Consider the following 20,778-nt stretch of genomic DNA (forward strand, 5'->3'; position numbering starts at 1 on the left):
TTCTGGAAAGGCAATGGGCAATGGGCGATCGCCTCGCCCATCACTTGGACGCGCGTCCCTAATTGCTAGAGGACAAAATTTGCTGAATTTCCTCTAATGGTAAACCCAAAATTTGGGCGATCGCTTCCGCACTATTTCCTAAATTAGCCAAACGCAGAACAATATTTATCCTTTCCCGTTGCAGACCTTCTTGCAGCCCTTGTTGCAGCCCTTCTTGGCGACCGTCGGCAAATGCCTCTTGATAGAATCGGGTTTGTTTTAAATCGGTGAGTCCTAACATTTGGGCAATCTCCTCGCGACTTATTTGGGGCAGTTTGTAAACAACAATGGTTTCGATGATGTCAATGATATCCCGTTGAATGGATTCTGGGGGAAGGGTTTGTTCGGCTTGTTCGATCAGGTTTATGGCTGATGCGATCGCATCGGATTCTGATTCGAGTACCAGTTTGATTATACCAACTCCCAAACGGTTTTGGGCTTCTAACTCGTCTACATAATTAATAATTAATAATTAATAATTAATAATTAATGCTGCCCCGTTGATTAATTTCTGGAAAGGGAATGGGCAATGGCCGATCGCCTTCTGGGGTCGTCGGCAGAAATACTCCGTCGAGGCGAAAGGCTAGTTGTTTCACTTCCACAGAGGTGAATTGATAGCGATCGCTTTCTTCCGGTGGACGGTTCAGCAGCTCAAAAAAACTGCGGGGGTACTGTTGGAAAATTCGGTAGAATATACTATCTGTTTTCACAGGGGATAATCCCTCGATAATTGGCGTTCCACTGCCTTGATTTGCCCTAGTCTCCTTGGCAGTTGGGCTTTGATTATAGCCTACTCCTTAACCTGGCAGCACCTCTCATAAATGCCTCTCTCGGTGCGATCGCTCTATCACCCGTGGCGACCTTCAGGACAGCTACCCATAAGACAATCATCATGTTTCCTCTGTGATTGTATGTATAAGGTGTCAGGGTCCGACTGCTAACACCTTGCCCCTTTACCCTCAGCATCAGCAGCCGATATCTACCTTAAAAAGAACCGCCATCACCTATCAGAATTAATGGCGACCAATAAAAGGGATGTATGCCTTCTTGGGCGAAGGTTAATTTCGCCTGCCGTAAGGCTTCGGCTTTCGTCATTCCCTGCTTGACATTCTCATAAAATTCTGTCATAATTAACAGGGTTGTATTATCCTCCGCATTCCAGAGGCTGGCTATCACGGCATCGGCTCCCGCCCGTTCAAATAAGTAGGCGATCGCTACTAATCCGCCGCCCTCTGATTCGGTTTCCATCCCGGTTGGAAAACCACCACTTAAAACTACCAAGTTGGTTTGGTTTAATCCTAACAATCCTATATCCGCAATATTGAAGGTTTCTCCATGGGCAAATAATATCTGATTTGCCCCTAAACCTAGCCCCGGACATCCGTTGGCTTGAAAGCAGATTGGGTTGGCTAAATGGAGGATATTAAACCGGGGAGAATCGTTCTGAAAACGGTCGCGGGTCGCTTCTTCCCTCACCCAATATTCCCCTGAGAAAATTTCCGTAACTTGGCGGGCTTCCTGTTCCGCTCCGGGGGTATCAAAGGGGCTGGGTTGGGGGTTGCCAAAGGCTAAAACACGGGGGGATGAGGTGGTGTTGGTGCGTAATTGGCGACGGGCGGAAATCCTCGTCAGGTAGTGGATGGGGTACTTTTCAATTAGGTGTTGGTTCCTTTGATTATCATACAGAGTTTTAAAGGGGATATAACGCAGTTTTCCGGTGGCAATAATCGCGAGTTTTTCGGGAGAATGGGCGGCAATATCTGCCTCTATGGGACGAATTAGATAATCATACAGGAGTTCTTGATTTCTATCGAAATTTTCGGAGTTGTGGTTTTCGAGTTGGGCGCGATATTCGGTGAGGATGCCATCAAATTCGCTGGGGTTAATCGGGGTTTTTTTCACGATCGCTTTTTGGTCGCGGCTGACCATAAACAGGGCGATCGCATCGGGAACTTCGCTGATATTTGTTAACAATACCGGTTGAATAACTAGGGTTCCGGGGGCGATATTTTCCCGGAGATTTTCCAGGTCTTGCGGGGTGGTTTCAAAGAGTTCCGCAACTTCGGGATATTGGCGGGCGATATCCTCGGCGATTTGGCTATTTCCGGCTTGTAATTCGTTGATTTGTTGGGATAGTTCCGGTGTCCAGTTGTTGTCAACTTCGGCGTAAAGTAATTTTAGGCGTTCATGGTTTTCATTCCATTGGTCAATCAGTTTCTGGGCGGGTGGATTAATAACTTGGGCATCGATAAGGTGGCTATAGTCCGCGAGGTCGAAGGTGGTGGCGAGGTGATGCCATTTAAAGGCTTGGTCGGGTCGGTTTTCGTCGATGAGAAGATCCACCAGAGCCACCGATATCGCTCGGTTATTTTGTAGGAATTGTTGGCGGTTTTCCTGTGCTAACCCGGCTCGTATTTCTAGGGTGATTTTTAGGGCTTTTTCCAAGTTGTCGATCGCTTTCTGGGGTTCACCAATATCACGGTAAACTAAACCGATATTATACAGGGTAGCCGCTTCCCTGGCGCGATCGCTCACTTCCCGCCTAATGGGTAATGCTTGCTGTAAGTATGTTAAGGCTTCCTGGGGTTTACCGATATCGCCGTAAACTGCACCGATATTATGGAGAGTAGTGGCTTCCGTAGCGCGATCGCTCACTTCCCGCCTAATGGGTAATGCTTGCTGGAAGTATGTTAAGGCTTCCTGGGGTTGACCTATTTGGCGGTAAACTCCACCGATACTATTGAGAGTAGCTGCTTCCAAAATGCGCTCATTAACTTCTTGAAAATATCTAACAGCTTGATGATAGAAGTTTAAGGCTGCCTGGGGTTGACCGCTCCGATTATAGTTTAAACCTAGACCAAGATTGACGAATGCTTCCCCTTCTCGACTTGGGATACTTTGGGCAATAGCTAGGGCTTGTTTAAGTGTTTCTATGGCTTGTAAAGGTTGCCTTTGCTGAGTTTGCTGAAGTCCCAAATCAATCAGTTGTTGCAGTTGTGCCGCCTGAGTCTGGGAGGTTTGGGCATAACTGCGCTGTGTCAGAATTGGGAATATGGCGGGAGTCGCCACTAGCATTGTTACTCCCAATAGAGAACCAATCATTAATCTTTTCATTGCACCACCTACTATTAATGGGAAATCGATGTTGGGTTTCGCGGCGTTACACCCCACCGACGGGAAGTTAGTTGGGTTTCGCGGCGTTACACCCCACTATCATTTCAAGTTTCATCCAGAGATGAAATTATGGAATTATGGGCTAACCACTCGGCTAAAGATTGCTGAGTTTTCTGGTCAGTTGACAAGCGTTCCATTATAGTGACAACCTCTGTCTCTGGAACGTTAAGCAAATATCCATTGACCAATAAAAATGTTGCCATTACTGCAAAAGCAGTCCGTTTGTTTCCATCAATAAATGGATGATTTTTAGTCAAACTGTAGCCATAAGCAGCAGCCAGATCGAATAAGTTACATTGACTGTAAGCAAATAAATGTTGGGGTCTTGCTAAACTCGCAGAAAGCAAATTTTCATCCCTAATCCCCAAACAACCACCATGCTGCTGAATTTGATCTTGATGAATGAATCTAACAATTTCTTCGGATATCCATAATGGTTGGTTCACTTTGCTAATTCCCGCAACGCATTCTTGTACTTATCAGCGATCGCCTTATAAGCCGCGATCGCACGACTCGATTCTGCCTGATTATTGGCAGTATCATTATCTGGAATTATTGGTTTTTTGCGGTCATTGATAAAGCGTAAAAATGTCAGAACATCTGGCAAAACATCATCGGGTAGTTCTCTGGCTAGGTCAATAATTTCTTGACGGATATCGGAATTCATGATGATCTCCTCTTGTCTATTTAGTCTACTTGAGTGGACTTTTGCTATCAGCCTTCAAATTCATTTCAAGGCGGGTCTAAAATTAGTCGCTCAGTCCGAACCGCTCTGGCGGTTGCTATATAATCCTAGAAAGTGTTAGTTGGGTTTCACTGCGTTACACCCAACCTACGGGAAGCGGCGTTACACCCCACCGACGGGAAGTTAGTTGGGTTTCACTGCGTTACACCCAACCTACGGGAAGCCGCTGTCAGCTATTCCCGCTTCCACCATTTGCCTGACATAAATCGAATACATCAGGTCATCCCAAGTCGAATTATCGGGAAGTTCATCAATCAGGCGTTTGGCTTCTTGTTTAATATTGGTATTTTCCATGATTCATTCCTCAATGAGGTTCAGTTAAAATTATCATCCTAGTTGCCCTAACTATTCGGAACGCGATCGCAATCGTGCCGTGATAATTAACTCGGCATTCTGGGGGTCAAATTCTATGGCAGTCACCACATAACGACTATAAATTATGTTCCTCATCCCCCTCGGAACACCGGGTTCATCATCTACTGCGATAACGGCTTCTGGTGCGATCGCCAAAATGCCTTTACAGCCTGTTCAGAAATCATCTGATCGCCTCTCAAAGTCCCTCTCCTCTCTGGGATCCAGATTTAGGGTGAGGGCAATGTATTAAGCGATCGCCAAAAGGCCTTTACAGCCTGTGCAGAAATCATCTGATCGCCTCTCAAAGTCCCTCTCCTCTCTGGGATCCAGATTTAGGGTGAGGGCAATGTATTAAGCGATCGCTTCTTGAGCGCGACTCTCACCTCGTGTTACAATGAGATATTCTGGCTTAATTTCAACCAGTTGACCGGAGCGTTGACCGCCATTAACCAGAATCACCGTCGCGGAGGTGGGGAGGGAAATCGGAATCGGTCGATTTTGTGCTTGGTTTTGGGCTACCAGCACCGGGAGTGCGATCGCTGGTTGAATGTCACCCGTGGCGATCGTCAGACCAGCTAGGGATAGGCAAATCATCAGTTGAGGAGTTCTCATGGCAGGAGTGAGAGACGATATGATTTAATACTAACATCTTCAAGCTGACTCGACCCTTTTTCGGAAACTTCCCCCTTGACATTGGCTAAGTAGTCATTCCCCTACCCCCCATGGTTCTGGGTTCAATTGGCGATAAACGGAGGTTTAATGTTTAGTAAATTAGCCAGTTTATTAACTATCTTAGGAGTCGGCTTGTATTTTACGGGCTGGATTTACCGCTGGGCATATTTCGCCTTTTTTAAACTAGAAGTGACCACGTTAGATTTGCCGATAAAATCGTTTTTTATTGCCCCGATTTAGGTATTTTTTGGGCATTTGTCGGGGGGCGATTGGTCTACTTTCTGGCGCACTTTTCGGGTGGCGATCGCTACCTTTCTGCTAATTTTTCTGAGTCTCAAATTACTGGAATGGAGTAGCGGCAAATTCGCGAATTTCATGAACACCAGCCGTCATTATCTGTTAAAAATAAGCATCAAACAGCACCACTCTCGCGCGACTCGCACTTTGAATGCTTTGCCGGATTTCCAACCCATTAACTATGATAAAAACTTTGTCAATGAATTGGTGATTGCGGGTTGGTGTTTGGCGGGTCTATTTTATCTAGGTCAAACCCAGGGAAACCTAGACGCGATTCGAGATGCCCATAACCATACATCCATGTTGCCTGTGGTAACTATAATTACCCCAGAAAATCAGCTTCCCCTAGGTCGCAAAATCTACGACTTGACTGATGACCCAGTAGTGGGAAATTTTCGATTTATCGGGGATTTAGAACTTTATCAGATGTTACTACAGCGAGATTATAACGACAAAACCCAGGCGGATAACTCCAGCATCTGGCGACTGTTAATTGACCGAGACAGTCAATATTATATTTTCCCATCATTACCAGAAAATGCCCCCCCTAATGTGCGCCCTCCCCTGGTGATTATTCAGCAAAGCAAAGGGGGAGAATATGTGATTATTCTGAGTCCAGAACCGGGTCCGAAAGAACTTTAATGATTGACCTGGGTTTGGTTAACCGGATTTCCATGGGTTGTATGGGGAAACTGACACCTATTAGGATAGCATAATATCAGTGAGTTACACAAGGTACACTAATGGCAAAAAACTATGGTTTCGCTATCCATACCAGTAGCCCCGAATTGGGTTTAGCTATGGGGAAGTTTGGGGAACCTGTGCGCTGCCAAACTTGGCATTTGGGGAGGGATTTATCAACCCAACTCCATCAACATATATCGGAATTTATGCCCCCTCAAACTTGGGCGGATTTACAACTAATAGCGGTGGCGCGGGGTCCGGGAAGTTTTACGGGGACTCGCTTGGGAGTGGTGACGGCGAGAACCCTCGCACAACAGTTAGATATTCCCCTGTTTGCGATTTCTACTTTGGCGGCGGCTGCCTATAATTTAGCGGGGGATTATTCGGGGAATATTGCCCTAGAAATGCCGGCACAACGGGGAGAATTATTTGTGGCTATTTATCAGGTTTCTGCCCAGGGTTTGGTGACCAAATTGCCTGATAGTGTCATGTCTGCCTCACAGTGGGAAATGCGGTTATCTCAAGAAGAAAAACCATTAGAAAAAATCTCGCTGACGGGTGGACTAGGACAGACAAGTTGTGCTATATTGGGATTGGCTACTCTGTTATGGCAACAGGGAAATTGCCCCCACTGGTCGGATGCTTTACCATTTTATGGACAGCATCCGGTTCAGAATTTGAAAGGGGATTAATCCGACCATTTGCGGTTAAGTGGAGATGGTGGAAAGGGTGACAAATAGGGTGGCTAAAATTAAACTGATTCCCAGGGCGATCGCACTAGGCAAGTCGGTCAAAAACTCCCACGGTTTATGGGTTTTGTCGGGGATGCCATAACCTCGCAATTGCATGGCTTTATAGACCTGTTCCGACTGTTGATAACTACGAATTAATAAACTCCCGGCTAAGGCTGCGTAAATCTGCAAATTGCGACGACTGAATTGGTGGGGTTGAAAACCTCTTAATATGGTGGCGCGTTTCATCATTTGCAACTGATGGCTGAGTTCAAATATATATCGGTAGGATATTAATAACATATCGGCTAAAATGGGGGATAAACCAAGCGATCGCATGGCTTTAATTAGGGTGATAAATGAACAGGTCCCCAGCAAGACAACTCCGGTGGTGAAAATGGCTAAAAATCTACTAGCAATTAGCAAAACGGCTAGACTTCCCTCCTGGCGAATAATCAGGGGACCCCAAGACCATAAGACGGTCTGACCGGAAATAAATGGCAATAAGCCAACTACCCCCAAGATAAACAGTCCGGGATATTGTAGGCGATCGCCTAAAAAGGATAGCGGCAGTTTGGATATGGTGTATAATGTTAATGTGACTAGCAACATGGGGGGGACTAGCCAGAGTTGTTGAACATTAGCAAAAGCAAACATTAAGATTCCCAATCCAATTAGTTTTGATTGGGGGTTCCATCTATGAATAAATGAATCGAGATTAGCATACTCATCGATCCTAAATTTCATGGTTAATCTCTCCGGTTTAGGAAGGGTGAGTTAAGGGGGGTTATTCAGACTCCCCCATCAATACAGTCTCTTCAGAAATCATCTGATCACATCTCAAAGTCCCTCTCCTCTCTGGGAGAGGGATTTAGGGTGAGGGAAATGTATTAAGGGACTGGGGGATTTAGGGTGAGGGAAATGTATTAAGGGACTGAGGGATTTAGGGTGAGGGAAATGTATTAAGGGACTGAGGGATTTAGGGTGAGGGAAATGTATTAAGAGACCGAGGGATTTAGGGTGAGGGAAATGTATTAAGCGACTGGGGGATTTAGGGTGAGGGAAATGTATTAAGGGACTGGGGGATTTAGGGTGAGGGAAATGTATTAAGCGACTGAGGGATTTAGGGTGAGGGAAATGTATTAAGCGACTGGTAAACAAGTTATAATAGGGGTTATTGGGTTAATAATTCTGGCTTGACTCTATTCAGAAAATTAACCACCATGGCGGTAAATACTCCCTCAATAAACATCAGGGGAATATGGGCGATAATTAGGGCGATAATGGCAGCTTTTTCGGCTTCACTTTCCAGGGTCGAGGGAAGATTGGTAATCAGGATGGTCAAAAATAAGATGGTTGACAAACCTACACTAGACGCACCTGCTACAAACCCGAATAAATTTAGGCTGATGGTAGGTTTAAAACGCTGACTAAATCGATGTCTACTTTGAAAAATTAGGGCGGCTATTATAGCTGGAATTCCCATAATTATGGCATTAATTCCCAGGGTGGTTAATCCCCCATGTCCGAATATAATCGCCTGGAATATTAAGCCGATTAAAATAGCCGGAAAAGCATAATATCCTAAAATCGCCCCCAGTAGACCATTTAAGAGTAGATGAACACTGGCGGGAGGGATGGGGATATGTATGGAGGAAGCGACGAAAAAGGCGGCGGTTAAAAGGGAGGCTTTGGGAATGTTTGCGGTGGGGTTGGCTTGTCGGTTGATTTGACGCAGAGAATACCAGGTTAATAAACCGGTGATTCCATAACCAGCTAAACAAGTTTGCGCGGGAATAATACCCTCGGAAATGTGCATGATTTAATGATATTTGTCAGGTTTGATGGTGGGTTAGTTTTCGGATTCTTGAGAGGTTATAGGGGGGCTGTTGTCTCCCGTCTCATCAGAGGGTTTTAATCGGGTAAAAAATAGGGCGGTGCCGATAAATCCCCAAATTACGGCGGCGGCGGCTACCCATTTCTGTACGGGGTTTGATGCGGAATTGGAAGCGATCGCATTTTCGCTGCTGTGAGATACCTGTTCCCCTGGGGGACTCACGGGAATGGCAATTAACGCCCCATGTCCTGCTTGACGGACGGTGGCTTCCCACAAACCGCTATTATCGTGGTCGGGAATGAAGACAAAGTGACCATTTTCGTCGGTGTTTCCGGTCATCCAAGGGGTAGTGGGGTCTTGGGGGGTGTAAATTCTCACCTCGGCGTTAGCCATGGGTGTCCCGGTGTCGTAGGTGGCATTAATTTTTATGGCTGAGGTGGTTTGAGATTGGACTATGACCCCATGGGCGATCGCTGATTCCGGTATGGCGATCGTCCAAAATAGTAGGGATATACAAAGTTTCCAGTTCATGAAATCCTCCTGATTATTCAACAATAAGTAATTGATAATTTACCCTAATTCCGTGGGAGTTTATCAATCTCTTTGCATCTGCTTTTCGGCGCAGTGACCCTCACCCACATGGGCTAAATTCGGTAAAATTTCCATGATTCTCTGATAGTCCTCGGTCGCTAGTTGTTCTCTGAGTGTATCTAAATTGGCATCTACACCCTCGGAAGTGGCGATCGCTGCTAGGGGTTCAAAACCTAATGCACGAGTATTAATCGCCGCCTCCGCTTCCGCTTCTCGGTCTCCAAATAAGTGATCAAAATGAAAGGTGGCTTCTAGGTTGGCGCGACTCCCTGGCTGCAAAATACCTTTGCGTTTTTCTCCCACATAATCACCACAAGTAAACGCCATTTCTTGATTAAATCTCAGGTTAAATGGTACAGTTAGACCATCTTTTGATGCCCTCCCCACTAGCATTAATGAATAACCCGCAGCCATACCATCTACCGCCGGAACCATTTGCCACGAAATCGCATTATAGCGCCCCGGTGGTGCGGGGACTTGATTAACTAAAATGGTTTCTGCACTCTGGTCACCTCCTGCTAAATCCACGGTTTTAAATTCTACTAAACTGATGATTTGTTGGGCTAGGGGTTCTACTCCCGCGTGGGGATTATAGGGGATTAAAGTTTGATAGGCTTGGGCATTGGCAAAGGTTATATAAACATGATTAAATGACAATTGCCAACCATCTTTACTCACCCAACCTTCCCGGAGCAAATCTTCTCCATTGGCGCGAAATTCCATAGTCCCAATTTCCGCCGACCCTGGCTGTATAGCAGTGGTTTCGGAGGGAGGGGTTTCTGATGTTTGACTCTGTAGGTTATCGGTGTCAGCACAAGCACATAATGCGATCATACTCAACAATAATATATTGCCTAATCTGCCCAACTGTTTGTTCATATTACACCAATGGTCGGGTTTGCCACCAACATTATACCTAAAACCACTCAGATTTTCCATAATCATAAATTGTCTGATTTGACAATGCCCTTGGGGGGCATATTTATCAATTCTGTGATTCTTAATTATTGCCCCCAATATCACATTATCTTACTAGGGGGGGTAAATTTCTGGTTTGGTTGAGGCTTGCCAGATATTTAAGGTTCAATAATTCTCGATTAACGCGCCCATATTTCCGGGATTTATGAAAGTTTTACAATTCCCCTAAACCGGACTGCTTAACCACTCCGACCCTGATTAAATTTTTCGATTTACCCCTTGACAAATTTCGTTTTTCATGGTATAAATTAAGCTGAATATCCCTAATGCCATCTCAACCTACTAGCAGCAAATGTTAACTCGTGCCATAATGTCCTATAATCGTTATGGTAATCATGGGGGTTGGGGAAGTTATCAAACCCAGTCCCTTTCAGGGCCGAAGGATGTCAAGCGGGATTCACAGACTAATAGAAAATTATGAGAGACCTTGACCAGGACAAAACCATTGAGCTACTTAACTCCATCATGGAATTTGAGTTAGCTGGGGTGGTTCGATACACTCACTATTCCTTAATGGTGACCGGACCCAATCGTTTACCCATTGTGCAGTTTTTTCAAGCTCAAGCTACCGAGTCCCTCACCCATGCTCAACAAGCGGGGGAAATTCTCACAGGATTAGAAGGACATCCCAGCCAAAAAATTGCTCCCATTGAGGAAACTTATCAGCATTCGGTACAGGATTTATTGGCGGAAAGTTTCAACCATGAGAAAAAAGCTCTATCTTTGTATAAAGAACTACTGGAAACCGTAGAAAATGCCAGTATTTACCTAGAAGAGTATGCTCGCACTATGATTGGTCAGGAAGAACTACACAGCATCGAAATTCGCAAGATGTTACGCGATTATAGCTGAGGTTATGTCGGCCCGGTGAAACTATAGCAATTAATAGCCTAGGCGGTCTAATTCCTCTCAACCACCTAGGCTGAACTATGATCAAGACTCTGGGAAAGATTTTGATGTTATGATTAATTTGAGCTAGACCCAAAAGATGGCCATAACCCTACTATCCCATTTGAGATAAATACCCACGATGAAACTCCAGGATATCGTCAATACAGATAAACGTTACGATGTCAAAGATATCGCCACAGATGAAGAACTCACCCGTCAGATTCAAAATATTTTGGTGAGTTTGAACTTACTTGATCCCCCTGTCGATGGCATTTATGGCCCCAAGTCAAATGCGGCTATGCACCGTTTTCAAGCGTTGTTAGAATGTCGGGAAAGCGGTTTTTTGGGAACTATCACCGCCCCAAAATTACTGAACACGAAACCAGAGGATATTCGCACAGATATACCCATCCTGAAAATCACTAGGGATACAATTCTGAAGCTGAGACCCGTTGATTCTGCTCAATTAAGTGAATCGGAAAAACAAGGTGCTAAAGCTGGGCAAGAATTTCAGTTATTAGCCTTTGAACCAGACCGAAATCACATCAGAGTTGCTCTCAGAAGTGAAACTTTTAAACAGCATTCAATCTGGTATATTTTTGATAAACACGGGGAAATATATCAGGGGAAAAAGTTAGTTTATCCCAAGTTATTACCAGCGGAAGTGAGATTGCGGAACTTTCCCTATTTTTCTCAACTCGATAACTGGTTTAATCCTACGGGATCATGTAATGTTACCTCGATCGCTATGTGTCTCAGCTATTATCAGGCTCGTCGTCGGGTTAGTTATGGTCAATTTGAAGATGAGTTATATGAATATGCTCTCAATAAGGGCTATAGCCGCCACAGTCCCCAAGATTTAGCCAAAATTGTCCGAGAGTATGGCTGTAAAGACTACTTCACCACTAACGCGACTATTGATGATGTGAAAGAATGGTTGGCGGAAGGAAAACCTACGGTAATTCATGGTTATTTTACCTCCTTTGGTCACATCATGCCAGTAGTAGGTTATAATAGCTCTGGGTTCATAGTTCACGACCCCTATGGCGAATGGTTCTCTAGTGGATATCGTACTGATTTAAGTGGCGCATATCTAACCTATTCTTACTCTTTAATCCGGCGGCTGTGCCTCCCTGACGGCAATTTTTGGGTTCACTTTATTGCCCCATAATTTTAGGGATACAGCTTGTTCACCAGTCGCTTAATACATTGCCCTCACCCTAAATCTGGATCCCAGAGAGGGAGAGGGACTTTGAGAGGTGATCAGATGATTTCTGAACAGGCTGTAATTGAAGCACAAAATATCACTAGAAATTCCGGTTTTCTGTGCCTCGGTCTTCACGACTACCAAATTGGTCCACCAGAAGGGGGATTATTTCCTGGGGTGACAGGAGTAGATGGGGTAGCGGGAGTAGATGGGGTAGCGGGAGTAGATGTGCCTTCTACTGGGGTGGCTTCCAGAAAATTGTTAAAGTCAATATACACGCCGCTGTCGTCTTCGCTTTCAAATAGGGGACTACTGGCTCCGGCACGAACATTAAAAAGCTGTTGTACAGTAGTCACAGGGTCTGAGCCGGGTTTGAGAGTGAATAAAACGCGATCGCCTGAACAGGGAATGGCATTGTCACTAGCCACACATACGACATTTTGGCGATTAACTATGCCGTGGGTAATGTAATTTAACCAACCCAAACTGTAAAAGTTTTGGAACCGCGCGGAAACTTCCCGACAGCGTTGTTCAGAGGTATAGCCGGAACCACTGAAATAGTCCGAATACCATTTAATCACAGGAACCCTTCCTCTGGGTGTGACTGCATAGGTGGTAGGTAAACCGTCTGGCCCTTGTTCACAGATAAACTGAGTTCTGGAAACTGGGGGAGGGTTGACCATAGCCTGGTTAGAGGAATTATCATTAGTTGGTATCGGCTGAGTTGTTTCCTGGGGGGGGTTTGTGCTTTGGATTCCTAGGGGAATGAGTCCGGGGGGTAACAAAACTCGATCAATCACTACAATTACACTATCATTAGGACCGGGAATTGGTAACTGATCAGCGTTAGCCTCGTTAAGCATTAGTTTTTGGTCTCTGGGGTTGCCACTAATGCGAACAGTGTTCCCTTGCCGAGTCGTGATTTCCCCGGATTCTACCTGCTGCTGGGTGATGCGACCAGCGACAACGTGATAGTTTAAAATCTCTCGCAGCATTCCCTGATTTTCTGGCCGGAAAAGGCGATCGCGCATTTCACGGGGCAGATTAGCAAAAGCTGCGTCTGTTGGCGCTAAAATGGTGTAAGTTTCCCCCTGGAGTTGTTGGCTCAAACCGGTGTCTTGTAAGGCTTTCCCCAGTGTCCTCAATCTGTCCTGTTTACCTATAACCTCTGCTAACCCTAAATCGTCTTCTGACTCGTAGTAGGAAGACATGGGGTTAAAAAAGCTATAGAAGGGATAATACTGAGCTAGACTGGGTGCGACACTATGCAGAGCCAGAATGCCTAACGCTGCTGTGCCTACAGACCAATGTTTAAGACTGGTAATATTCATAGTTTTTCTCCGAACACTTTTCACATAGAAAGGCAAGTCGAGCCTATCACTACTGACGACCTCACCAGCAATTATCTATTTCCTAATGGCTGTACCAACCCTGACGCATGATCGCCGCCCCTCTGTTCCATTGTGGCACATTCCCATCATTCCCATTCTAGCCAACTAAATCACTAAATAGGTAATCCCACTCAATATTTACCCTGAATCAGTGGCGATGTACCAGTGGCGATCGCTTCTCCGCACTTGACAAAACTGCCAAAATGTGCATCATTTATCCATAATGTCGAATTGCTGAGTTTTGTTGATTTTTGTCTGGGGTCAGCATCACACTTCTAAAAAGACAGTATACAATAGTAAGTGTACAGTCAATAGCCGATTCAGAGTGAGAGGATAACAAAAATGCCGACAATTAATTTGGCATGGGAAGAGTTAATGATCCAGGCAGATGGGCGTTATCTAAGCGACGCAGAACTAAAACCTTTTCATCAATATATTCAAACCCTGCCGGCGCGGACAAAAACCTATGAAATTCTGCGGGCGAAATCACCGGAACTTATCAAGATTGCCTTGAAAAAGTTTATGCTAATTCACCCGGAAGTAATGCAGCAACACTCCAAGCGCTGTATTTACGATATGAACATGGCGATTTGCTTAATGTCGGTGGCTATGTTACGGGATGACCCCCGCTATTTTCGGGAATCTTTGATGCTGTGGTTAGCTAATATTCTGTCTGCCTATCAGAAAAACGTCGCCTGTCTAAAAGCCTATCACTGCTTGGAAGAAACCATGCAGGAGAAACTTCCCAGCACTTGCAATCAACTACTGAAACCTTACATGGATATCATTATGGAAGTCTTAGACATTCCACCTAAGTTGATGGCAACAGTACAACGGGGCGCGGCGAGTGCTAAAGGTTAGTTAGTATTTTTTGGATGTGATTTTTGGATGCGATTAAAGCATAATAGGAGCGGAAACTATGCCCTTACATGAAACCATCACGACTACCCATAATGCGTCCGTTGAAGAGCGCACATTTGTTCTCAGTAAAATCTATCAGCAAGTCTTAGAACGTCAGCCCTACGAATCGGAACGCAAGCAATTATGGGATTTAGAAAGAGACTTCAAAAAAGGTAAACTAGGAATCCGCCACTTCCTGAAAAGTTTAGTAGTGCGACCTGTTTATTTAGAACATTTCTACGAAAATAGTTCTAACCTGAAGTTTATCGAAAATGCCTGTAAGCATTTTTTAGGGCGCACACCCCACGGAGATGAGGAAATCCACCATTGGGATAATATTCTGCTGCGACATGGTGTAGGCGCACTGGTTTCGGATATGGTGGACTCAGAGGAATATCGTAAATGCTTCGGCTATTTTACTGTTCCCTACTGGCGTGAACAGGCTTTGTATCAGTCGGCGACTGAATACTTAGAAAATGAGCGCCTCGGACATGAACACCCCGGACAGCGCGGCTGGGGTATTCCGAATCACTATCAACAAAAGCTACATATTAACTCTGATAGTGAGAGTGAGGTAGCGAAAACTGAACCAACGCCGCCACAGGAAGACCCGCAACCATCTCCAACGGCGCTGGGAATGATGAACGAAACGGAGGCGGAAAAAATTATGGAGTGTATTCAGACAATTTCTAAAATTCTGTTTGACAACCGCATTCCCGAACAGCGAATATCTCGCAAACGTATGGAAAATGCGATTCGACAACAGGTGTTAGAGTTTATGACTCCAGAAGATGCCGTTTTACTCGGTGAATAGTAGGGTAGTAGGGTGCGTCACCTGACGCACCGCCGGTGGATACCCCGGAGCTCCCTGTTAACTGATTTCGGCATTAGCGACGCTCAAATTAGCGCCTTCTGGGTTGGTATCGAGGATGGGATTACGCGCTTTAATTAAAGCGATCGCCCGATTAACACTCTCAGGTAAAATCACCACCAGAGCCTCCTTGGGAGCCTGGTCTAGGGCGAGATTAATGGCATCTGTCTCATTAAGGATCGTCTCATGCTTAACCCGAGGATCGGGAACCGGTGAAAGGACTTCTTCAATACCCTGAGTAATCAGAACGGCTGCATCTCCGCGAGGTCGTCCTCGGGTATCATCATCTTCCTTAACAATAATCCGGTCAAACATCTTAGCGGACAATTTACCCAGAGTCACAAAATCTTCATCACGGCGATCGCCTGGACCTCCTACCACCCCAATCCGAGGCCCCGGCCAGTTATTGACAAACCCAGACAAGGCTTCATAACTAGCGGGATTATGGGCATAATCGATCAAAGCATGATAACTGCCCATATTAAAGAGATTCATGCGTCCAGGAGTCTGGTCAGCCGACGCAATGAAAGTAGCCAAGGCGGTGCGAATATGCTCAATTTTCACCCCTTGAGCAAAAGCGGCGGCGCAAGCAGCCAAAGCATTAGCAATCATAAACGGAGCCATACCGCCCATAGTGAGGGGAACATTTACCGCCTGTTCAATTCGCAGCGTCCAATCACCCTTGAGAATTGACAGATAGCCATTTTCATAGACGGCGGCCAATCCTCCGGCTTCCGTATGGCGCAGAATAATCTCATTATCGGGATTCATGGAGAAATAAGCCACTTGAGCCTTCACCCGTTCCGACATGGCAGCCACTAGGGGATCATCAGCATTAAGGATAGCATAACCGCGATCGCTAACTGCCTCAGCCACCACACTTTTGACCTTAGCCATTTGTTCAATGGTATCGATATCTCCTAAACCCAGGTGATCAGCAGCGACATTGAGGACGACACCGATATCACAGGTATCAAAACCCAGACCCGATCGCAAAATTCCCCCCCGCGCCGATTCCAGGACGGCGACTTCTACGGTGGGGTCACAGAGGATCAGGTGAGCGCTTTGGGGTCCCGTATTATCCCCCGGTTCAGCCATATAATCGCCGATATAAGTGCCATCGGTGGTGGTATAACCAACTACTTTACCCGTCTGCTTCATAATGTGGGCTAACAGACGAGTGGTGGTAGTTTTGCCATTAGTCCCCGTGACGGAAAGAATGGGAATCCGACTAGGGGAAGACCCAGGGAATAGCATATCCATCACCGCCCCGGCCACATTACGCGGTAGGCCTTCACTGGGGGCGACGTGCATTCTAAATCCTGGGGCGGCGTTGACTTCCACAACCACCCCATCCACCTCCCGCAGGGGTTTAGAAATATCTGGGGTAACTACATCAATTCCGGCCACATCTAGGCCAATAATTTTGGCAACCCGAGCAAATAGCCAGATATTTTCTGGGTGGACTTCATCAGTGCGATCGATAGCACTGCCCCCCGTACTGAGGTTAGCCGTAGCCCGCAAAAAGCAAACTTCCCCCTTTGGTAGGACTGAATCGATAGTATATCCGGCTTCCTCAATCATAGAAAGCACAGTTTGATCAACCACAATTCTGGTGAGGACGTTATCATGTCCATCTCCCCGGCGAGGGTCTTTGTTAGTTTCCTCGATTAATTCCTCAATGGTGGATTTACCATTACCAACCACATGGGCGGGGACTCTTTCCGAAACTGCTACCACCCGACCATTGACGACTAAAACCCGATGATCTCGACCTTTGTAGAATCGCTCAATAATCACACTACGGGTTTTTGAGGCTTCACTGGCTGCATCATAGGCTGTCTGAGCCGTTTCCCAACGAGTCACATCTAGGGTAATACCTCTGCCATGGTTGCCATCTAGGGGTTTAATAGCAATGGGATAGCCCCCCACATCCTCGATCGCATCACTGAGGTCTTCAAAGTAACGAATTACCGTCCCCCGTGGTACAGGAATCCCCGCATCCCGCAGCACTTGTTTAGTGCCTTCCTTATCGCAGGCCAGTTCCACCCCCAAAATACCAGTGCTACTGGTGAGGGTAGCTTGGATGCGCTTTTGATTGACACCATAACCAAACTGGATCATAAAGCGAGCGTTTAGTTGCATCCAGGGGATGTGGCGAAATTCCGCTTCTTTGATGATCGCTTCCGTACTCGGACCGAGGGACCCTTGGGCTTTTAATTCCTTGAGATCTTCGAGGTCTTGAGTGAGTTCTTCAGCCGGATAACTGCCAGTTTCGGCAATACTCTGACACAGACGCACCGCCGCCCGCCCTGCATATCGGCCCGCCTGTTCATTTTCGTATTCATAGACCACCTGAAACACTCCCGCCGTGGAGGTTTCCCGCGTCCGACCAAACCCCACAGGCATTCCGGCTAGTTGTTGCAGTTCCAGCGCCACGTGCTCAATAATATGACCCATTAATGTTCCCCGTTCCACCCGACTGAGAAAGCCACCCCGCACTCCCGGAGAACAACAATGCTCTACTAAACTAGGCAAAACGGAGGTTAAACCTTGATAAAATCCGGGAATATCTGAGGAGTAGCGTTCTGATAATTCTTCTAGGTCAAGACGCATTACGATCAGCTTGTGTCGTCTGATACTCCAGTAGTTAGGACCTCTGAGAGTTTGGATTCTAAGAATTTTCATATCTGTCTCGGTGGGTGATCCAGGAATTATTTTGGTGACAAGTCTCTGTGTTATTCAATGTCAAACTTCAAAGACCTCAAAACTGTTCAATGCGAACAGTTTTGCGACCTGAATATGATACAGCAATCCGAACTATAAGCTGGCTGCTGCTGGGAAGGCGGTGTGGGTTCGCATATTATAACTGTCACCGTGGCAGAGAATATTGACCCGCAGGTTAAATAAGCTCAGTGGGTCCGTAGCCCCCGCCTGGGCTACATTGGTATAGGATAGATCTTTAGCATCTATTATGGTCACGGTTCCCTTACCAATTACCCGCACTCGCCCTTCTCCTTCAAACATGGCGCAGGTGTCTTCATCAATGCCAATCCCCATTTTATCGGGATGGGCGGCGATCGCACTAATTAGACGAGAGAAGCGGTTGCGATTATGAAAATGTTGGTCTACGATCAAATCCGGTAGAATATCCAGCCCGGTAGCCATATCCACTAGCGATCGATTAGGAGATTCCCCACTACCCCCCCCAGCGATCATGTGATGGCTCATCACCGCCGCCCCGGCACTGGTTCCCGCCAGGGCTATTTTACCCGCCCTAGCTGCTACCCGAATTTTCTCCATTAGCGGCGTATCTGCCAACAAACTGTACAGCCTTAACTGATCTCCTCCCGTCATAAACACCCCTGTACAATCCTCTAAATAATCGTGCCATTGTGGATCTTCACAGTGATGACGTTCCCGAATATCAAATACTTTCAGGGTCTTCGCTCCCATATTCTCAAAAATTTTTTGGTAGCGTTCTCCTTGAATACTCGGTTCTCTGGAGGCTGAGGGAATAATTGCCAGTTGGGCATTTTCCCCCCCAGCACGACTGAAAAAGGTTTGCAGAATCTCACGTCCATGAATCTTATCTTCGGCTCCTCCAATGACTAAAATTGAGGTTTGAGTTTTTGGATTAATCATTTGTTCAAGGGCTTGAGATGTCAACTGCTGCATATTGTTCTCCTCATGATAGGCATGAATTCAACTTAGCGGGCTTCTTTGGCGGACTCCAGATTCTGCACCACCACCCTTTTCCGGGTCTGGTTTGACTTCACTGCCTTCTGACATAAATTTGGCATAAAAGGGGACAGCAAAACTTTGTGTCTTGTGAAGTTGCCCTCCTCGGTTGTAGGTGAGTGACACTAACCATCGCCCTAACCAGAGGATATTTACCCAATTTGACCAAGAATCTGGCTAGTTTCCCAATGGGTTATGGTTCTTTCTCGATTCACCCCATCACCTGCCCGGATTCCCAAATCTCTTGAGTTAGAGATGCTCGAACTTAACATTTGCTTAATAGCCAATTTAACTTAAATCCTGCCAGGGAATCGGGATAAATTTGGGCTTGAAGGTGATCACACCAGATTCTATTTGCTTGGCAGACCCTCGGTTAATCTCCTTTTGCCGGAAATGCACACAAATGCTGCCACGAAAAATTACCAAATTAGCGGAAATATTAGCATTTTAGTATATTTTGATACGGATTTAAACAATTCTTTAGACCCACCAGACCCACCGGACTTTCCCAGATTTTCGGGATCGAGGGTGTTACACCAAGCCCCGCTGCCCGATTTTATAACAAGGAGTCTGTTCTTGTTCACGGATCACATCTGTTTTTATCTTTTTGGTTGGTTGCCAGTAAGGCTCAAGTTGTCTAATGGCTGTGGCTAAAAGTATGACGCGCCCATCTTTTTCAGCCATAGTCGGTACCAATTTGCTACAATGCTTCTATCAGCTCCCAGCAAGCGACCGATTGAGAGTAAAAGTCAGGCATTGCCCGATCCTGCTAACTCTGGGAACGGTTGGCATCAGTCAGTCGTCAGATCTACTGGTTTTGCTGCCTGTCGAGGTATCTCTCAGGAGCAATTCTGGGAAACAAGCACCTACCATAGCAGGTACGGTGGCTGGAGGGTTAATCATACAGTTACTGGCTTGGTTTGAGGTTCCGTGCGATTTGACATTATTACTCTGTTCCCTGAATTTTTCTCTAGCCCCCTACAGTCAGGACTTCTAGCTAAAGCAATAGCTCGCCAGATCGCGGCGGTCTACTGCACTAATCCTAGGGATTTTGCCCTCGACAAGCACCGACGGGTCGATGATGAACCATACGGCGGCGGGGTGGGAATGGTATTGAAACCTGAGCCGATTTTTGCGGCGGTTGAGTCCCTTCCCTCTCTTCCCCGACGAGAGGTGATTATGTTGACCCCCCAGGGGGAAACTATGCACCAGGGACTATTTCGCGATTTGGCTACTGGTTATGACCAACTGGTTTTGATTTGTGGACACTACGAAGGCATCGATGAGCGGGTCATGCACCTGGTGACTCGCGAGGTGTCTTTGGGTGATTTCGTCCTAACTGGGGGCGAAATTCCAGCCCTGGCTTTGATTAATGGTGTGGTGCGCCTGCGACCGGGTACTGTGGGTAAGGTTGAATCCCTCAAGGCGGAGAGTTTTGAGGATGGACTACTAGACTATCCCCACTATACCCGCCCGGCTGAGTTTCGGGGAATGCGTGTCCCTGATGTTTTGCTCTCTGGTAATCATGCTGATATTCAACAATGGCGACGAGAACAACAACTTCAACGCACACAACAGCGCCGTCCTGACCTGTTATCGGGTCTGGAACTTCCTAAGCCGGAAAATTGAACTGACAAAACCCCTAACCCTCTCTTAAAGGCGATCGCAACTATCT

At 46.2% G+C, this 20,778-nt stretch carries 22 protein-coding genes and 1 pseudogene; 7 read left to right on the forward strand and 16 right to left on the reverse strand.

What is annotated here, in order from left to right; translation table 11 throughout:
* Window positions 1–58: 58 nt before the first annotated feature.
* From ACTIE0_RS05425 to ACTIE0_RS05455, 7 genes and pseudogenes are all read right to left on the reverse strand, one after another.
* Window positions 59–749, reverse strand: a pseudogene (locus ACTIE0_RS05425) (DUF2887 domain-containing protein).
* A 274-nt stretch (window positions 750–1,023) separates the two neighbouring features.
* The gene (locus tag ACTIE0_RS05430; RefSeq protein WP_039932835.1) at window positions 1,024–3,153 is read right to left on the reverse strand and encodes a CHAT domain-containing protein; all 2,130 of its coding nucleotides are present in this window, start codon (window positions 3,151–3,153) and stop codon (window positions 1,024–1,026) included.
* 104 nt (window positions 3,154–3,257) lie between these two features.
* The gene (locus ACTIE0_RS05435; RefSeq protein WP_006621448.1) at window positions 3,258–3,659 is read right to left on the reverse strand and encodes a type II toxin-antitoxin system death-on-curing family toxin; all 402 of its coding nucleotides are present in this window, start codon (window positions 3,657–3,659) and stop codon (window positions 3,258–3,260) included.
* Window positions 3,656–3,880, reverse strand: coding sequence for a hypothetical protein (locus tag ACTIE0_RS05440; RefSeq protein WP_006621447.1), 225 nt, complete (start codon window positions 3,878–3,880; stop codon window positions 3,656–3,658). Before ACTIE0_RS05440 ends, ACTIE0_RS05435 begins: the two co-directional genes overlap by 4 nt.
* A gap of 231 nt (window positions 3,881–4,111) precedes the next feature.
* The gene (locus ACTIE0_RS05445) at window positions 4,112–4,252 is read right to left on the reverse strand and encodes a hypothetical protein (RefSeq protein ID WP_006621446.1); all 141 of its coding nucleotides are present in this window, start codon (window positions 4,250–4,252) and stop codon (window positions 4,112–4,114) included.
* A 51-nt stretch (window positions 4,253–4,303) separates the two neighbouring features.
* On the reverse strand, window positions 4,304–4,468 hold the full coding sequence (locus ACTIE0_RS05450; protein WP_006621445.1) for a hypothetical protein: 165 nt from the start codon (window positions 4,466–4,468) through the stop codon (window positions 4,304–4,306).
* A gap of 195 nt (window positions 4,469–4,663) precedes the next feature.
* The gene (locus ACTIE0_RS05455; RefSeq protein WP_006621444.1) at window positions 4,664–4,924 is read right to left on the reverse strand and encodes a hypothetical protein; all 261 of its coding nucleotides are present in this window, start codon (window positions 4,922–4,924) and stop codon (window positions 4,664–4,666) included.
* A gap of 315 nt (window positions 4,925–5,239) precedes the next feature.
* Here ACTIE0_RS05455 and ACTIE0_RS05460 point away from each other — a divergent pair, with 315 nt between their 5' ends.
* Window positions 5,240–5,923 carry a hypothetical protein gene (locus ACTIE0_RS05460; RefSeq protein ID WP_006621442.1) on the forward strand — a complete coding sequence of 228 codons (684 nt, stop codon included), beginning with the start codon at window positions 5,240–5,242 and terminating at the stop codon, window positions 5,921–5,923.
* A 101-nt stretch (window positions 5,924–6,024) separates the two neighbouring features.
* The gene (tsaB, locus tag ACTIE0_RS05465) at window positions 6,025–6,657 is read left to right on the forward strand and encodes a tRNA (adenosine(37)-N6)-threonylcarbamoyltransferase complex dimerization subunit type 1 TsaB (RefSeq protein WP_006669099.1); all 633 of its coding nucleotides are present in this window, start codon (window positions 6,025–6,027) and stop codon (window positions 6,655–6,657) included.
* A gap of 15 nt (window positions 6,658–6,672) precedes the next feature.
* Here the strand turns inward: tsaB and cbiQ are convergent, their stop codons facing one another.
* From cbiQ to ACTIE0_RS05485, 4 genes are all read right to left on the reverse strand, one after another.
* Complete coding sequence (gene cbiQ, locus ACTIE0_RS05470) at window positions 6,673–7,443, reverse strand: cobalt ECF transporter T component CbiQ (RefSeq protein ID WP_006621440.1); 771 nt, start codon at window positions 7,441–7,443, stop codon at window positions 6,673–6,675.
* A gap of 427 nt (window positions 7,444–7,870) precedes the next feature.
* Window positions 7,871–8,515 (reverse strand): cobalt transporter CbiM, encoded by a 645-nt coding sequence (gene cbiM, locus ACTIE0_RS05475; protein ID WP_006621439.1) that lies wholly within the window; start codon window positions 8,513–8,515, stop codon window positions 7,871–7,873.
* 33 nt (window positions 8,516–8,548) lie between these two features.
* Window positions 8,549–9,064 carry a hypothetical protein gene (locus tag ACTIE0_RS05480; RefSeq protein WP_006621438.1) on the reverse strand — a complete coding sequence of 172 codons (516 nt, stop codon included), beginning with the start codon at window positions 9,062–9,064 and terminating at the stop codon, window positions 8,549–8,551.
* Between the two features lie 63 nt (window positions 9,065–9,127).
* Window positions 9,128–10,069: a hypothetical protein gene (locus ACTIE0_RS05485; protein ID WP_006669098.1), complete on the reverse strand. Its 942-nt coding sequence runs from the start codon at window positions 10,067–10,069 to the stop codon at window positions 9,128–9,130.
* A 450-nt stretch (window positions 10,070–10,519) separates the two neighbouring features.
* Between ACTIE0_RS05485 and ACTIE0_RS05490 the strand changes: the two genes are divergently transcribed.
* Window positions 10,520–10,954 carry a ferritin-like domain-containing protein gene (locus ACTIE0_RS05490; protein ID WP_006621436.1) on the forward strand — a complete coding sequence of 145 codons (435 nt, stop codon included), beginning with the start codon at window positions 10,520–10,522 and terminating at the stop codon, window positions 10,952–10,954.
* Between the two features lie 178 nt (window positions 10,955–11,132).
* Window positions 11,133–12,164, forward strand: a complete 1,032-nt coding sequence (locus tag ACTIE0_RS05495) for a C39 family peptidase (RefSeq protein ID WP_006669097.1) — start codon at window positions 11,133–11,135, stop codon at window positions 12,162–12,164.
* A gap of 173 nt (window positions 12,165–12,337) precedes the next feature.
* On the opposite strand, the gene ACTIE0_RS05500 is transcribed toward ACTIE0_RS05495, so the two are convergent.
* Window positions 12,338–13,531 carry a COP23 domain-containing protein gene (locus ACTIE0_RS05500; RefSeq protein ID WP_006621434.1) on the reverse strand — a complete coding sequence of 398 codons (1,194 nt, stop codon included), beginning with the start codon at window positions 13,529–13,531 and terminating at the stop codon, window positions 12,338–12,340.
* A gap of 402 nt (window positions 13,532–13,933) precedes the next feature.
* On the opposite strand from ACTIE0_RS05500, the gene ACTIE0_RS05505 reads away from it, so the two are divergent.
* Both ACTIE0_RS05505 and ACTIE0_RS05510 read left to right on the forward strand, forming a co-directional pair.
* Complete coding sequence (locus ACTIE0_RS05505) at window positions 13,934–14,452, forward strand: globin family protein (protein ID WP_006621433.1); 519 nt, start codon at window positions 13,934–13,936, stop codon at window positions 14,450–14,452.
* Between the two features lie 58 nt (window positions 14,453–14,510).
* Complete coding sequence (locus ACTIE0_RS05510) at window positions 14,511–15,305, forward strand: phycobilisome rod-core linker polypeptide (protein WP_006621432.1); 795 nt, start codon at window positions 14,511–14,513, stop codon at window positions 15,303–15,305.
* Window positions 15,306–15,362: 57 nt separating this feature from the next.
* Here ACTIE0_RS05510 and cphA read toward each other — a convergent pair whose 3' ends face one another.
* From cphA to ACTIE0_RS05530, 4 genes are all read right to left on the reverse strand, one after another.
* On the reverse strand, window positions 15,363–18,050 hold the full coding sequence (gene cphA / locus ACTIE0_RS05515; RefSeq protein WP_006669096.1) for a cyanophycin synthetase: 2,688 nt from the start codon (window positions 18,048–18,050) through the stop codon (window positions 15,363–15,365).
* A 132-nt stretch (window positions 18,051–18,182) separates the two neighbouring features.
* Entirely contained in the window at window positions 18,183–19,040 is an 858-nt protein-coding gene (locus ACTIE0_RS05520) for a cyanophycinase (protein WP_006621430.1), read from the reverse strand.
* A 27-nt stretch (window positions 19,041–19,067) separates the two neighbouring features.
* Window positions 19,068–19,229 (reverse strand): hypothetical protein, encoded by a 162-nt coding sequence (locus ACTIE0_RS05525; RefSeq protein ID WP_008057267.1) that lies wholly within the window; start codon window positions 19,227–19,229, stop codon window positions 19,068–19,070.
* Between the two features lie 405 nt (window positions 19,230–19,634).
* Window positions 19,635–19,787, reverse strand: coding sequence for a hypothetical protein (locus ACTIE0_RS05530; protein ID WP_006669095.1), 153 nt, complete (start codon window positions 19,785–19,787; stop codon window positions 19,635–19,637).
* Window positions 19,788–20,033: 246 nt separating this feature from the next.
* Here ACTIE0_RS05530 and trmD point away from each other — a divergent pair, with 246 nt between their 5' ends.
* The gene (trmD, locus tag ACTIE0_RS05535) at window positions 20,034–20,732 is read left to right on the forward strand and encodes a tRNA (guanosine(37)-N1)-methyltransferase TrmD (RefSeq protein ID WP_006621428.1); all 699 of its coding nucleotides are present in this window, start codon (window positions 20,034–20,036) and stop codon (window positions 20,730–20,732) included.
* Window positions 20,733–20,778 lie beyond the last annotated feature (46 nt).

This window comes from Limnospira sp. (assembly GCF_051859755.1).
Classification (GTDB): domain Bacteria; phylum Cyanobacteriota; class Cyanobacteriia; order Cyanobacteriales; family Microcoleaceae; genus Limnospira; species Limnospira fusiformis.